The following is a 12,726-nucleotide window of genomic DNA, read 5'->3' as shown; positions in this document are numbered from 1 at the left end:
CCAGGGCGCGAGCCCATCAGCACGCTGCGCCGGGCTCGGCACCGTTGCGCTTGACGCCGCCATCGTCGGATTGGATCGGGCGATGCTGCCGCTGTTCAGCGCGTTCCCATACAGTGTGCACACGATTGTCCGCGGAGCCACGTCATGCTGCAGAGCCGCTTCCCCTGTTATCTCGCCGGCGAGGCCATACAGCCGAACGAGGCGCTCGAGGTGCGCGACAAATATTCGGGCGACGTCGCGGCGCGCGTCGCACTCGCCGACGCGGCGATGATCGAACGCGCGATCGCCGCAGCCGCTGCGGCCGAACCCGCGATGCGCGCGTTCCCGCCGTACGCCCGCCAGGCCGTGCTCGAGCAGTGCGTGGCACGCTTTCGCGAGCGCCGGGACGAACTCGCCTTCGCGCTCTGCATCGAGGCCGGCAAGCCGATCAAGGACGCGGAAGGCGAAGTCACGCGCCTCGTCGACACGTTCCGCGTGGCCGCCGAGGAAGCCGTTCGGATCGACGGCGACGTGCTCAACCTCGAGATATCTAAGCGTGCCGACGGCTATCGCGGTTTCGTGCAGCGCGTGCCGATCGGCGCCTGCTCGTTCATCACGCCGTTCAACTTCCCGCTCAACCTCGTCGCGCACAAGGTCGCGCCGGCGATCGCGGCGGGCTGTCCATTCGTGCTCAAGCCATCGGAGAAGACGCCGATCGGCGCGCTCATCATCGGCGAAGTGCTTGCAGAGACGGAGCTGCCGAAGGGCGCATTTTCGGTGCTACCGTGCAGGATCGAGGATGCGAGCGCATTTGTCAGCGACGAGCGCCTCAAGCTGCTTTCATTCACGGGCGGCCAGGTCGGCTGGGAGCTCAAGGCGAAGGCCGGGCGCAAGAAGGTCGTGCTCGAACTCGGCGGCAACGCGGCCTGCATCGTCGACGCCGACCAGCGCGACCGCCTCGACCATGTCGTCGATCGTCTCGTCTTCGGCAGCTACTACCAGTCGGGCCAGAGTTGCATCAAGGTGCAGCGCATCTATGCGCATCGCTCGATCTACGCCGAGCTGCGCTCGCGCTTCGTCGCGGCGACGAGCGCACTCAAGGCCGGCGATCCACGCGAGCGCGACACTGTCCTCGGCCCACTCATCGACGAGGCCTCGGCCGAACGCCTCGCGGGCTGGATCGCCGAAGCCGAACAGGCCGGCGCGAAACGCCTCTGCGGCGGCGGCCGCGAGCGCAATCGGCTCGAGGCGACCGTGCTCGAGGACGTGCCGCGCGACGCGAGGATCAGCCGCCTGGAGGCATTCGGACCGGTCACCCTGCTCGCTCCGTTCGACGAGTTCGACGACGCGCTCGCGCGCGTCAACGATTCGGACTTCGGCTTGCAGGCGGGCGTGTTCACCGATTCGCTCGCGCACGCGACGCGCGCGTGGGACCGACTCGAGGTCGGCGGCGTGGTCGTCAACGACGTGCCGAGCTTCCGCGTCGACAACATGCCGTACGGCGGCGTGAAACGCTCCGGCCTCGGCCGCGAGGGGGTCCGTTACGCGATCGAGGACATGACCGAGCGCCGCCTCATGGTGCTGCGCGGCTGAGTCAGGCGAGCGCGACGACGTAGCGGAACACGCCCATCGCGAGGACCGACAGCGCCATCAGGCTCGCGGTCGTGCGCACGCTCAGCGCGACGCGCCGGCCGAGGGCGCCGATGTGCGCCCGCTGCTCGGGCGTCACCTCGCCGGCCTGCTGCAGGCGCGCGAGTTCGAGCCCGGCCGGGCGCCCGACGGTGAACCCGACCACCATCGCGAGCAGCGCCGCGAGAGCGCCGACGCGCAGCACCCAGCCCGCGAGCGTCGCGTCGTGCGCGTGCAGGGCGAAGAACAGGTAGGCACCCGACAGCACGGTGAGCAACGACGAGAGGCCCGACAGCGGGCCGACGCGACGCATGAGCGCGCCGAACCAGGCACCGCCGCCGGCCTCGCGCGCGGCCGGCAGGATCGCAGCCGCAAGCACGAACATCGCACCCGCCCAGGTCACGCCGGCGATGACATGAACCGCACGCGCCAGCACAATGAGCCCCATATCGCCCACGACGTTCTCCGGATCCGCCCTTGAATATACACACTGTATATCCAATTACATGACTGTCAAGATGCCCCGGCCCTATTCCAGTGCCGTGCGCAGCGCGGCCGCGGACGAGACGCGCGCACGCATCCTCGCCGCCGCGCGCGACGTGCTCGCCGGCGGACCGGGGCAGCCCGCCTTCTCGCTCGACGGCGTCGCGCGCGTCGCCGGAGTGACCCGGCTGACCGTCTACAACCGGTTCGAGTCCAAGCGCGGCCTGCTCGAAGCCTTGTTCGACGACATCGCGCGAGCGGGCGGCCTGTTCGACCTGCCGCAGGTGATCGGCCAGGAGGACCCCGAAGCGGCGTTGCGCGACTTCGTCGGCGTGTTCTGCCGATTCTGGACCGCGCACCGCCGCACGATGCCGCGCTTCCACGCCGTCATCCGCCTCGACGACGAACTCGCGGCGAGCCTCGCCGAGCGCAGCGAACGCCGGCGCCATGGTCTCGCCGCACTCGTGCGCCGCCTGTTCCCGCGCACCGCAAAGCCCGATGCCGACCTCGTCGACGTGCTGTTCGCGCTGACGAGCTTCGAGTTCCACGCGATGCTGTGCGTGCGCGGCCGCAGCGCGAGGGCGGTCGAGGCGCTCGTGCAGCGAGCCGTCGCCGACGCGGTCGACGCCTGTCGCTGACCGGTCATCGGATCACGCGCGACCGTCGCCCCCTCAGCGTGCCTCCATGCAGACCGCTTCCACGTTGTTGCCGTCGGGATCGAGCAGGAACGCGGCGTAATAGTTCGGCGCATAGTCCGGCCGCAATCCCGGCGCACCGTTGTCGCGGGCGCCATGCGCGAGACCCTGCGCATGGAAGCGGTCGACCGCGGCGCGGCTCGAGGCACGGAACGCGACGTGCGTGCCTCCGGTCGGGCCTTGCGCATGCTCGTACAGCCACAGGCCCGGCGCGTCGGGTGGACCGAAGCCGCTGCCCGACGCGTCGGCGACATGGCCGAGCGGCGCGAGCACCGCGCGATAGAAGCGCGCGCTCGCGCCGAGATCCTTCACCTTGATGCCGAGATGATCGTACATGCCGCTCTCCTGTCGTGGGGAGCGCCGAGACTAGGCGTGCGCGCCGGGGCGTTCTTGGAGAATCTTGCGCTCGCCGCGCGCGGCGCGCCGGAACGCGCGCGGCGACATGCCCGCGGCGCGACCGAACGTGCGCACGAAGTTCGACAGGTCACCGAAACCGACCTCGTACGCGACCTCGGTGACCGGTCGCTCGTCGCCGGCGAGCAGGCGCGCGGCGCGACGAAGGCGGGCGCGCAGGAGATACTGGTGCGGCGTGACACCGAGGACGCGGCCGAACGTGCGCAGGAAATGGAACGGGCTGAGGCCGGCTTCATCGGCCGCAGCGTCGAGATCGATCGCCCGGTTCGCATTCGCATCGATCCACAGCGCGGTGTCGACCACGCGCCTGCGGTCGCGCGCGCTCGCTTCGCCGCGCGGACGCCGTCGTCCGGCCTGCAGGTCGAGCCATCGTTGCGCGAGCAGCAGCGCGATCTCGTCGAGCCCGAGGTCGCTGCGATGGTCGGCGACGGCCTGGGCGAGTTCGCCGAGCACGACGAGGCCGGGGAACGGCGGCATCGCCCCGGCCCGCCATGTCGCATGCCCGCCGTGGAGGCGGTCGATCCAGGCCGGTTCGAAGTGGAACGACAGGCATTCGTCCCCGCCTGCGTGATGATCGTGCGTGCACAGGTATTCGTCGCCGGGATGGCCGATGAGGAACGCGCCGGCGACGAGCTCGTGGCGCTCCCCACGCGCGTGGCAGCCGAAACTGCCACGCCGCACGTACGAGATCGAATGCTCGCGGAAGCACTCGACGAAGGGACGGTCGGACGGGCCCGCGTCGCAACGATAGTCGCGCACCGTGAACAGGGGTTGGCGCAGCAGCGTGGTGACCCGCATCGGACGAGGCTAGCGAGCGCCGGCCCGCGTCGCAACCCGCGCATGGTCGCGGCGTGCTCGCGCTAGCCGTCGCAGGCTGGAGCGGAGCCGCGCGCCGACCGAGCAGCGTCCTGCCGGCAGGCGGACTGTCGTTGCGGCGCGGACGGTTGGCGCCGGCGGCCGAGCTCGTTGCACAAGGTCGAGTCGTGCTCGGCGAGGTCGGGCGGTGGGCGCGCCGTCTGCTCGTCGATCACCGAGATGTGGCAGCCCGCCTCGCCCGCATGCTCGGATACGCGATAGACGTGCGAGGGTACGGTGATGAAACTCACGAGGTACTCGCAACGGTTGCCGACGAGGTCGACGGCGCCCGGCTGGCCCGCGACGTCGCGCGTGCCCCAACGCTCGGCCGTTCCGAACAGGAACACGCGCTGGGAGCCCTCGACTTCGAGCGACGCATCGCGCGCATCGCCCGGGCCGATCGTCAAGGCGCGGGTGCGCGCGCCGTTGCAGCGGACGTCGCGATAGGCGCGAAGGTAGTCGACCTCGGCGACGTCGGCCGGCCCTTCACCGCCTTCGAGCACGACGCGCGCATGCTCGCCCATCGGCGCCAAGCGCAGGCCGGCGCAGCCAGCGGCCGCCAGCAGCCCGGTGCAAAGCACGATCGGCAGCATCCTGTGCATGGGATTGCGCAGCTCCGGTGTCCGAGCCTCGACGCGTACATTAGAGCATGGACCCATCGTATCGTACGAAGGTATTCGCTGATTGCGCTGTGGAAGCCCTGATGCCGTCGCCGTCCGCGCGGCGATCCGCTCGTGTGCCGCGATGCGCGAAGCCCGTGCCGTGGGTCGTGTCGAAATCGGTCGCCCTGGTTCGACGTCCGTGCAGGGCGCGCCGCCACGGCCGCCGCGAGAGGAGCGCAGCATGGGATCGAGCGCAAGCACGAGCATGGCCGCGCGCTGGCGACGGGGATCGCGGCATGTCGGATCGCTCGCGCCGTCCGCGGGCCTGGCCGCCTTCCTGGTCTGGTGCGCGCTCGCGGGATGGCCGCCTCCGAGCGTGCAGCCGCCTCTCGACGCATGGCCGACCGGCGACGCCCTGTGGGTCGCCTACATGGCCTGGCCGGTCGGCCTCGCCGCCTGGCGCGCCGGGCGCCGCTATGCGCCGTACCGGGCGAGTGTCGCCGCCGCGTCGGCTGCGCCGAAATCCTCGCTCCAGTCCTCCATGAGCGCGATCAGCACGAGCTTCTCGAATTCCTCGCCGAATCGCTGCACGATCGCGTCGGGGTCCTTCACGCGCATGCCGTCGCCGATGACGCCGAAATGCACGCGGCCGTTGTAGCTGAGGATGGACAGGCCGAGGCCGATCGAGCCGGTCTGCGGCACCCAGAACATGAGCTCGCGCACTTCGACGCCGGCCATGAACAGCGGCTGCTGCGGCCCGGGCACGTTGGTCGCGACCGCACTCGCCTTGCGGCTGAACAGTTCGAGCGCCGGCGCCTGCAGCGCCGCAGGCGCCATGCCGAGCGCGGCGAGCAGGCCGTAGGCGACGACGGCCTGGCGCCGGCCCTTGAGGTCGCGCATGCAGGCGGCGACGCGCTCGAGGCGACGCAGCGGGTTCGGTTCACCGATCGGCAGGTCGAGGAAAACGAGCCCGAAGTGGTTGCCGAGCTTCTTCGCGTGCTCGAGCGGACGCAGGTTCACCGGCACGGTCGCGCGGATCGTGAGGCCGTCGACGTCCTCGCCCTGGTCGCGCAGGTAGCCGCGCAGCGCGCCCGCCGCGCACGCGAGCAACACGTCGTTGACGGTGCAGCCGAGCGCCTTGCCGAGCAGCTTCACTTCGTCGAGCGGCATCGGTTCGGCCCAGGCGACGCGCTTGGCGACGCCGAGGCGCCCCTTGAGCGCGGTGACCGGATCGTCCGACAACGTCAGCGCGATCGCGAGCTCGCGCGTGATCTCGCTGCCCTCGTGCGCGAACTCGGCCGCGACCGCGGGATCGGCCATCATCTGCGCAAGCGTGGCCCAGGTCTTCTCGCCGAGCGCGACCGCCTTGTGCAGGCCGCCCTGCACCGGTTCGAGCAGGCGCTCGAGCACGCTGCCCCGGTCGCGCTTCAGCCAGGTCCTGGCGAGTTCCGCCTGCGCCTGCGGATGCGGCGCGGTGTCCGTGAGCGACAGCAGCACCTGCACGAGCGCGAGGCCGTCGGCGTAGCAATGGTGGATACGCGCGACCAGCACGCTGCCGCCGCGGTAATCCTCGACGACATGGAACTGCCAGAGCGGCTTGGACAGGTCGAGCGGCGTCGACGCGAGGTCGCTCACGAACGCCTCGAGCTCCGCCTTGTCCGCGGCGCCCGGCAGCGCCGCGACGCGCACGTGCCAGTCGATGTCGAAGTCGGTATCGGTTTCCCAGTACGCGCCGCCGGCGCCGAGGACGGGCTTCTGGAGGAAACGGCGGTACGAGAGGAAGCGCTCGGCGAGCAGGGCCTTGATCCGCGCGGGATCGAGCGGCGCGGCGAACATGAGCACGCCGGTGATCATCATGCGGTTCGTCGGCCGCTCCATGCGCAGCCACGCCGTGTCCACCTTCGACATCGGCTCGCGCGTGATCTCGGTATCCGCCATCTCGGTCCCTTGCGCGGCGTCGGGTGCTCCTAGGATCGACGCGCGCCGTGCAAAACGCAATGCGTCCTCCTGGCGCGACGCTGCTACCCTTGCCGATTCGATGTCGTGGAACCATCACCGATGACGAACGACCTGGCCATGCCGCTGCACGCCGCCGCGACCGCTGCCGAAGCGACCTCGACGTTCGGACTCACCGCTCACCCGGTCGGCTGGATCGCACTCGGACTGTTCGTGCTCGCCTATGCCGCGGTCATCGCCGAAGAGCGCCTGCGCATCGCCAAATCCAAGCCGGTCATGCTCGCCGCGGGCCTCATGTGGGGACTGATCGCCTGGTGGACGGCGCGCCCGGAGGGCGACGCATCGCCTGCGCGGACGGCGTTCGAGCACATGTTCCTCGAGTACTCCGAGGTGTTCTTCTTCCTCGTCGTCGCGATGACGTACGTGACCGCGATCGGCGAGCGCGGCGTGTTCGATGCATTGCGCGACCAGCTCGTGCGGCGGCGCTTCGGCTACCGCGCGTTGTTCTGGATCACCGGACTGCTCGCGTTCCTGATCTCGCCGGTGCTCGACAACCTCACGACCGCGCTGGTCATGTCGGCGGTCATCCTCGCCGTCTGCGCGGAAAACCCGCGCTTCGTCACCCTTGCCTTCGTCAATCTCGTCGTCGCCGCGAACGCCGGCGGCGCGTGGAGCGCGTTCGGCGACATCACGACCCTCATGGTGTGGCAGGCGCGCAAGGTGGAGTTCGCGCAGTTCTTCGCGCTGTTCGTGCCCTCGCTCGTGAACTGGCTCGTACCCGCGGCGATCATGCACTTCAGCGTGCCGGCCGGCCGACCCGATGCGACCGCCGCGCGCACGCCCGTGAAGGTCGGCGGGTTCGGCATCTGTTTCGCCTTCGCGCTCACGATCGCGATCACGGTCGCGGGTCGGCAGTGGCTCGGCATGCCGGCCGCCTACGGCATGCTCACCGGCCTCGCGCTGCTCAACGTCATCGCCTCGCGCATCGAGCGCAAGGAACGCGTCTACGCGCTCGCCCAGGGCCAACCGAACCCGTCGCGCTACTCGATCTTCCGGATCATCGCGAACGCCGAGTGGGACACGCTGCTGTTCTTCTACGGCGTGTTCGCCTGCGTCGGCGCGCTTGCCGCACTCGGCTATCTCGAGCTCGCCTCGCAGGCGCTCTATGGCGGCCTCGGCTACACGTGGGCGAATACCGCGATCGGCGTGCTCTCGGCCATCGTCGACAACATCCCGATCATGTTCGCCGTGCTCGGCATGAATCCGCCGATGGATCACGGCCAATGGCTGCTCGTCACGCTCACCGCGGGCGTCGGCGGCAGCCTGCTCTCGATCGGCTCCGCCGCCGGCGTCGCGCTCATGGGCGCATCCCGCGGCCTCTACACGTTCGGCGCGCACCTGCGCTGGAGCGGGGTCATCGCACTCGGCTACGCCGCGAGCATCCTCGTCCACCTCTGGCTCAACGCGCGGCACTTCGGCGGCTGAACGTCGGCTTCGCCCTGGGGTAGCATCGGGGCATACGAAGGAGCGCGCCGATGCACCACGCCGCCGACATCCTGCTCACGCTGTTCGCGATCTTCGTCGCGGCGCAAGTCGGCGCGGAGATCGCGCAGCGCCTGAAGCTGCCCGGCGTCGTCGGCGAGATCGTCGCCGGCTGCGCGATCGGCCCCTCGGCGCTCGGCCTCGTGCAACCGGAGCAGATCGTCGTCGGCACGCCGCTCGACGTGCTCGCCGAGATCGGCGTCGTGCTGCTGCTGTTCGCGGTCGGCCTGGAGACGCGCCTCGACGACCTCAAGAAGGTCGGCCGCAGCGCCCTCCTCGTCGGCGTGCTCGGCGTCATCGTGCCGTTCGCGCTCGGCGCGCTGTGGGCACACGGCAACGGCTTCGAATGGACGCGTTCGCTCTTCGTCGCGGCCGCGTTCGTCGCGACGTCGGCCGGCATCACCGCGCGCGTGCTGCAGGAGCTCGGCGTGCTGTCGCGCATCGAGAGCCGCGTCATCCTCGGCGCGGCGGTCATCGATGACATCCTCGCGATGCTGCTGCTCGGCGTCGTCACGTCGCTGCAGGGAGGCGCCGGCGTCAACGTGAGCGGGCTCCTGTTCGTGCTCGCGCAAGCGGTCGGCTTCGTCGTCGTGATCGGCTGGGTCGGTTCGCGCGTGATGCGCGCGCGCGCGCACTGGCTCGAGCGGCCGATCAACCCGCTCTCGCCGCTGACGATCGCGCTCGCGATCTGCCTCGGCCTCGCCTATCTCTCGACCGGCTTCGGGCTCGCCGCGATCATCGGCGCATTCCTTGCCGGCATGATCGCCTCGGAGGTGCCGCAGCGCGAGGAGCTCGAGCACCAGATGCAACCGCTGCTCGCGCTGCTGACGCCGTTCTTCTTCGTCGTGACCGGGGCCAAGATCGACCTGTCGGTGTTCGCGAGCGCGAGCGCTCTGTGGATGCTCGCGGTCGTCACCGTCATCGCGATCGCGTCCAAGCTCGCCGGCGGCTGGCTTGGGGCGCTGTCGCTCGGCCGCCGCGGCGCTCTCGTGGTCGGCGTCGGCATGATCCCGCGCGGCGAAGTCGGCGTCGTCATCGCGAGCCTCGGCCTCGCCGCGGGCGTGTTCTCGAACGAGATCTACGCGGTCATCGTCGCGATGTCGCTGTTGACCTCGATCGTGACGCCGCCGGTGCTTTCGCTGCTGCTGCGGCGCGAAGCCGCTCAGCGCGACAGCGCGTCGGGGTCGTAGCGCTCCATGAAGGTGGCGGGGTTCGCCAGCGGCCTGAAGCCGTAGTGCGCATACAGGCCGTGTGCGTCGCGCGTCGCCAGCATGAACCGGCGCACGCGCTGCAGATCCGGGTGGTCGAACACGAACGCCATGAGGCGCTTGCCTAGCCCGCGCCCTCGCGCGACGTCGACGACGAACACGTCGCACAGGTAGGCGAACCCGGCGCCGTCGGTCACCACGCGAGCGAAGGCGAGCTGGCGCGTGCCCTCGTAGGCTCCGAAACACAGCGAGCGCTCGATCGAGCGTTCGACCAGTTCGCGATGGATGCCGGGCACCCAGTACGACTCGCCGGCGAGGAACGCGTGGATCGCATCGATGTCCAGGCGCGCGCGATCGGTGGAGAATAGGACGCCGTCGACCGTCCGCTCGTGGTGTTCGCCCATGCCCAGCCCCGCCCTCCGTTTGCCTGCAACGCTGATCCTGCTCGCCGCGCTCGCGGGTTGCGCGGCGCCCGTCCTCAAGGACGCGCCCGCGACCTCGCCGACCACTGCCGAGGTCGCCGCGGCACCCGAACGCTATCACGACGCAGAGGTCGTCTGGGGTGGGAAGATCGTCGCGATCGAGAACCTCGCCGACACGACGGAAGTAGCCGTCGTCGCCTATCCGCTCGCACGCGGCCAGCGCCCCGACACGCGCGCACCGTCGCAAGGTCGCTTCGTGCTCGTCCTGCCCGGCTTCGTCGAACCGATGGACTTCCCGCCGGGCCGCTGGCTCAGCCTGCGTGGCCGCGTCGCGGGCAGCGAGGTGCGCACGATCGACCGCAGCGAGGTCGTCCATCCGCGCGTGCGCGATGCCGAAGTCCACCTGTGGCCGCGCGAGTTTCCCGACGATCGCGGGCACTGGAGTTTCGGCGTCGGTGTCGGCGTCGGGATCCGGTGAGTCGGCTCGTCGACTCCGGTCGGACGCAGCGGCGAGGGCGCTGCGTGGATGCGACCACGCTCGACCGGGAGCTTCATCGGGTTCGACGGAGCATCGCCCATCATGAGGTCGCGAGAGCCGTCCATGGCACGTGATGGGACTCGCGCTCGACCGCCTCGCTCCGCCATGCGCGGGAGCGCCGCTGCGTCCGACCCTACCCGCCCTCGGGCAGCGCGAACGCAAGCACGTAGTCGCCGCGCGTCGTGCCCATCTTCGCGTGGCCGCCCGCGGCGATCACGACGAACTGGCGACCGCCGGCCTCGTAGCTCATCGGTGTCGCCTGTGCACCGGCGGGCAGGCGCATCGTCCACACCTCGGCACCCGTCGCGGTATCGAATGCGCGCAGGTAGTTGTCGGTGGTCGCGCCGATGAACGTGAGCCCGCCGGCGGTCGTCAGCGGGCCGCCCATGTTCGGTGCCCCTTCGATGCCCCAGAACGGCCATGGTGCGCGGTCGCGCGACGTGCCGAGCGGCTTCGACCATGCGATCGCGCCATGCGCGAGGTCGACCGCGACGAGCTTGCCCCAGGGCGGCGCCGTGCACGGCGCACCGAGCGGCGACTTGAGCAAGGTGCGGCGCATCCCGTACGGCGTGCCGCGCTGCCACGCGAATTCCCAGCCCTCGTACTGGCCGGAGTCGTACTGCACCTCGAGTTCCGCGCGCGGGATCAGCGCGACGATGAACGGCAGCTCCATCACGTTCGCGAGCAGGAGCTGCCGTTGCGGATCCCACGCGCCGCTGCCCCAGTTCGAGCCGCCCGCGTATCCCGGGCGCTCGATCGTGCCTGCGAGGCTCGGCGGCGTGTAGATGCCTTCGCTGTGCAGCGCCGCGATCCGGTCGCGGCACGCGTTGCGGTCCCAGAACGTGAGCCCCCACGCATCCTCGGGCTTCACCGGTGCGTGCGACACGAGCGGCGGCAGCGACGAGAATGGCTGCGTCGGCGACGGCGTCTCGCCCTCGACCGCAGCCTGTGGCACGGCGCGCTCCTCGATCGGGAACACCGGTTCGCCGGTCTCGCGGTTCAGCACGAACACCTGCCCGGTCTTGTGCAATTGCACGAGCGCGGGGACGGTGCGTCCGTCACGCTCGAGGTCGACGAGCATCGGTTGCGAGGCGACGTCGTAGTCCCATAGATCGTGATGCACGAGCTGGCGTCCCCAGACGAATTCGCCGCTCGCCGCGCGCAGCGCGACGACCGAATTGGCCCACTTCGAATCGCCCGGGCGCATTCCGCCGAAGAAGTCGGGGCTCGCCGAGCCGGTCGGGACGAATACGAGGCCGCGCGCGGCGTCGACCGCGAGCGGCGCCCATGCGTTCGCGGCGCCGGTCCAGTGCGCCTGTTGCGCATCGACCTCGCCGAAGTCGGCGTTCGCCGCATCCGCGGGGATGCGCGCCGTGCGCGGGATCGGATCCCAGTGCCAGAGTTCGCGGCCGCTGCGCAGGTCGAACGCGCGCACGACACCGAGTTCGAGGTCGGTGCCGCCGCCGTCGCCGATCGACGAGCCGACCACCGCGACGTCGCCCGCAATCGCGGGCGGCGACGTGACCTCGTACTGGCCTACGCGCCGCTCGGACAGGCGCACGCCTTTCGAGAGCACGACCTCGCCGTTCGCGCCGAAGCCGCTGCACGGTCTGCCGTCCGCCGCGTCGAGCGCGATCAGGCGCGCGTCGATCGTCGCGAACAGGATGCGTTGCGCGCACGGCGCGGCCGCATCGGCGCGCGCGTCGCGCCAAAAACTCACGCCGCGCGAGGCCATCTCCGAGTAGTCGAGATCGCGCGGTACCTTCGCATCGAACTGCCAGCGCATGCGACCGGTCGCGGCGTCGAGCGCGAACGCCTTGCCGGTCGCGGTGTCGAAGTAGAGCGTGCCGTCGACCATGAGCGGCGTCGCCTCGAACGTGAGCGCATCCTTCGCGCGCGCGAAGCTTTCGCCGAGTTCACCCGTGCGGAACGTCCAGGCGAGCTCGAGCCGGCCGACATTCGCGGGCGTGATCTGCGTGAGCGGCGCATGCCGCTGGCCGCGGCCGTCGCCGCCGTACGCGCTCCATTCGAACGCGGCGTGCGCCGGGAGCGCGGCTGCGAAGCCCGCAAGCAGCAAGATCGTCCTCATCGTCGTCCCTCAACCATACCCTGCGCCGATTGGACGCGCGGCGCGCGCGCGGCGACAAGCAGGATGGGACGAACGGGACGGACGGCGACGCGGGCGGGACCCTACCTTGCGGTCGCCGGAGGCTCGTCCGAAGATCCATCGGGTCGTCTGCGGGTCAACGCCATGCGCACCTTCGCGAACGTCGCCATCGGCATCCTCGCCGCGTTCGGCCTGGTTCAACCCGCGGGCCTCCTGCAGGGGCGCCGGGCACGCGCGAACGCAGGCCGCATCGCACGCGTCGACGACATCCAAGCCGTAGCGTTTCCGCCCCTACC

At 70.4% G+C, this 12,726-nt stretch carries 12 protein-coding genes; 5 read left to right on the top strand and 7 right to left on the bottom strand.

The features are described 5' to 3' along the window. Positions 1-144 precede the first annotated feature (144 nt). Positions 145-1,572, top strand: coding sequence for an aldehyde dehydrogenase family protein (locus tag VI238_RS05890; protein ID WP_331649435.1), 1,428 nt, complete (start codon positions 145-147; stop codon positions 1,570-1,572). 1 nt (position 1,573) lies between these two features. Here the strand turns inward: VI238_RS05890 and VI238_RS05885 are convergent, their stop codons facing one another. Then, on the bottom strand, positions 1,574-2,056 hold the full coding sequence (locus VI238_RS05885) for a hypothetical protein (RefSeq protein ID WP_331649433.1): 483 nt from the start codon (positions 2,054-2,056) through the stop codon (positions 1,574-1,576). 70 nt (positions 2,057-2,126) lie between these two features. On the opposite strand from VI238_RS05885, the gene VI238_RS05880 reads away from it, so the two are divergent. After that, a complete protein-coding gene (locus tag VI238_RS05880; RefSeq protein WP_331649431.1) occupies positions 2,127-2,729 on the top strand; it encodes a TetR/AcrR family transcriptional regulator in 603 nt (200 codons plus the stop codon). Positions 2,730-2,762: 33 nt separating this feature from the next. On the opposite strand, the gene VI238_RS05875 is transcribed toward VI238_RS05880, so the two are convergent. The 4 genes from VI238_RS05875 to VI238_RS05860 all read right to left on the bottom strand — a co-directional run bounded on the left by VI238_RS05875 (position 2,763) and on the right by VI238_RS05860 (position 6,595). Further along, entirely contained in the window at positions 2,763-3,122 is a 360-nt protein-coding gene (locus tag VI238_RS05875) for a VOC family protein (RefSeq protein ID WP_331649429.1), read from the bottom strand. 30 nt (positions 3,123-3,152) lie between these two features. Further along, complete coding sequence (locus VI238_RS05870) at positions 3,153-3,998, bottom strand: AraC family transcriptional regulator (protein WP_331649427.1); 846 nt, start codon at positions 3,996-3,998, stop codon at positions 3,153-3,155. A 62-nt stretch (positions 3,999-4,060) separates the two neighbouring features. Then, the gene (locus tag VI238_RS05865) at positions 4,061-4,657 is read right to left on the bottom strand and encodes a hypothetical protein (protein ID WP_331649425.1); all 597 of its coding nucleotides are present in this window, start codon (positions 4,655-4,657) and stop codon (positions 4,061-4,063) included. Between the two features lie 474 nt (positions 4,658-5,131). Continuing rightward, the gene (locus VI238_RS05860; RefSeq protein ID WP_331649423.1) at positions 5,132-6,595 is read right to left on the bottom strand and encodes a wax ester/triacylglycerol synthase family O-acyltransferase; all 1,464 of its coding nucleotides are present in this window, start codon (positions 6,593-6,595) and stop codon (positions 5,132-5,134) included. 120 nt (positions 6,596-6,715) lie between these two features. Between VI238_RS05860 and nhaD the strand changes: the two genes are divergently transcribed. Together nhaD and VI238_RS05850 are read left to right on the top strand one after the other, a co-directional pair. After that, positions 6,716-8,098 (top strand): sodium:proton antiporter NhaD, encoded by a 1,383-nt coding sequence (gene nhaD / locus VI238_RS05855; protein ID WP_331649421.1) that lies wholly within the window; start codon positions 6,716-6,718, stop codon positions 8,096-8,098. A 50-nt stretch (positions 8,099-8,148) separates the two neighbouring features. Further along, positions 8,149-9,345, top strand: coding sequence for a cation:proton antiporter (locus VI238_RS05850; protein ID WP_331649419.1), 1,197 nt, complete (start codon positions 8,149-8,151; stop codon positions 9,343-9,345). On the opposite strand, the gene VI238_RS05845 is transcribed toward VI238_RS05850, so the two are convergent. Continuing rightward, entirely contained in the window at positions 9,318-9,767 is a 450-nt protein-coding gene (locus tag VI238_RS05845) for a GNAT family N-acetyltransferase (protein ID WP_331649417.1), read from the bottom strand. The two genes, VI238_RS05850 and VI238_RS05845, sit on opposite strands and share 28 nt — an antisense overlap. On the opposite strand from VI238_RS05845, the gene VI238_RS05840 reads away from it, so the two are divergent. Beyond that, on the top strand, positions 9,766-10,263 hold the full coding sequence (locus VI238_RS05840) for a Slp family lipoprotein (protein WP_331649415.1): 498 nt from the start codon (positions 9,766-9,768) through the stop codon (positions 10,261-10,263). The genes VI238_RS05845 and VI238_RS05840 overlap by 2 nt on opposite strands. A gap of 193 nt (positions 10,264-10,456) precedes the next feature. On the opposite strand, the gene VI238_RS05835 is transcribed toward VI238_RS05840, so the two are convergent. Further along, positions 10,457-12,412, bottom strand: a complete 1,956-nt coding sequence (locus VI238_RS05835) for a pyrroloquinoline quinone-dependent dehydrogenase (RefSeq protein WP_331649413.1) — start codon at positions 12,410-12,412, stop codon at positions 10,457-10,459. Between the last annotated feature and the right edge of the window lie 314 nt (positions 12,413-12,726).

The organism is Dokdonella sp. (genome assembly GCF_036518555.1).
In the GTDB taxonomy this organism is placed as follows: domain Bacteria; phylum Pseudomonadota; class Gammaproteobacteria; order Xanthomonadales; family Rhodanobacteraceae; genus Dokdonella_A.
This window is presented reverse-complemented; position numbering and strand designations above follow the sequence as displayed.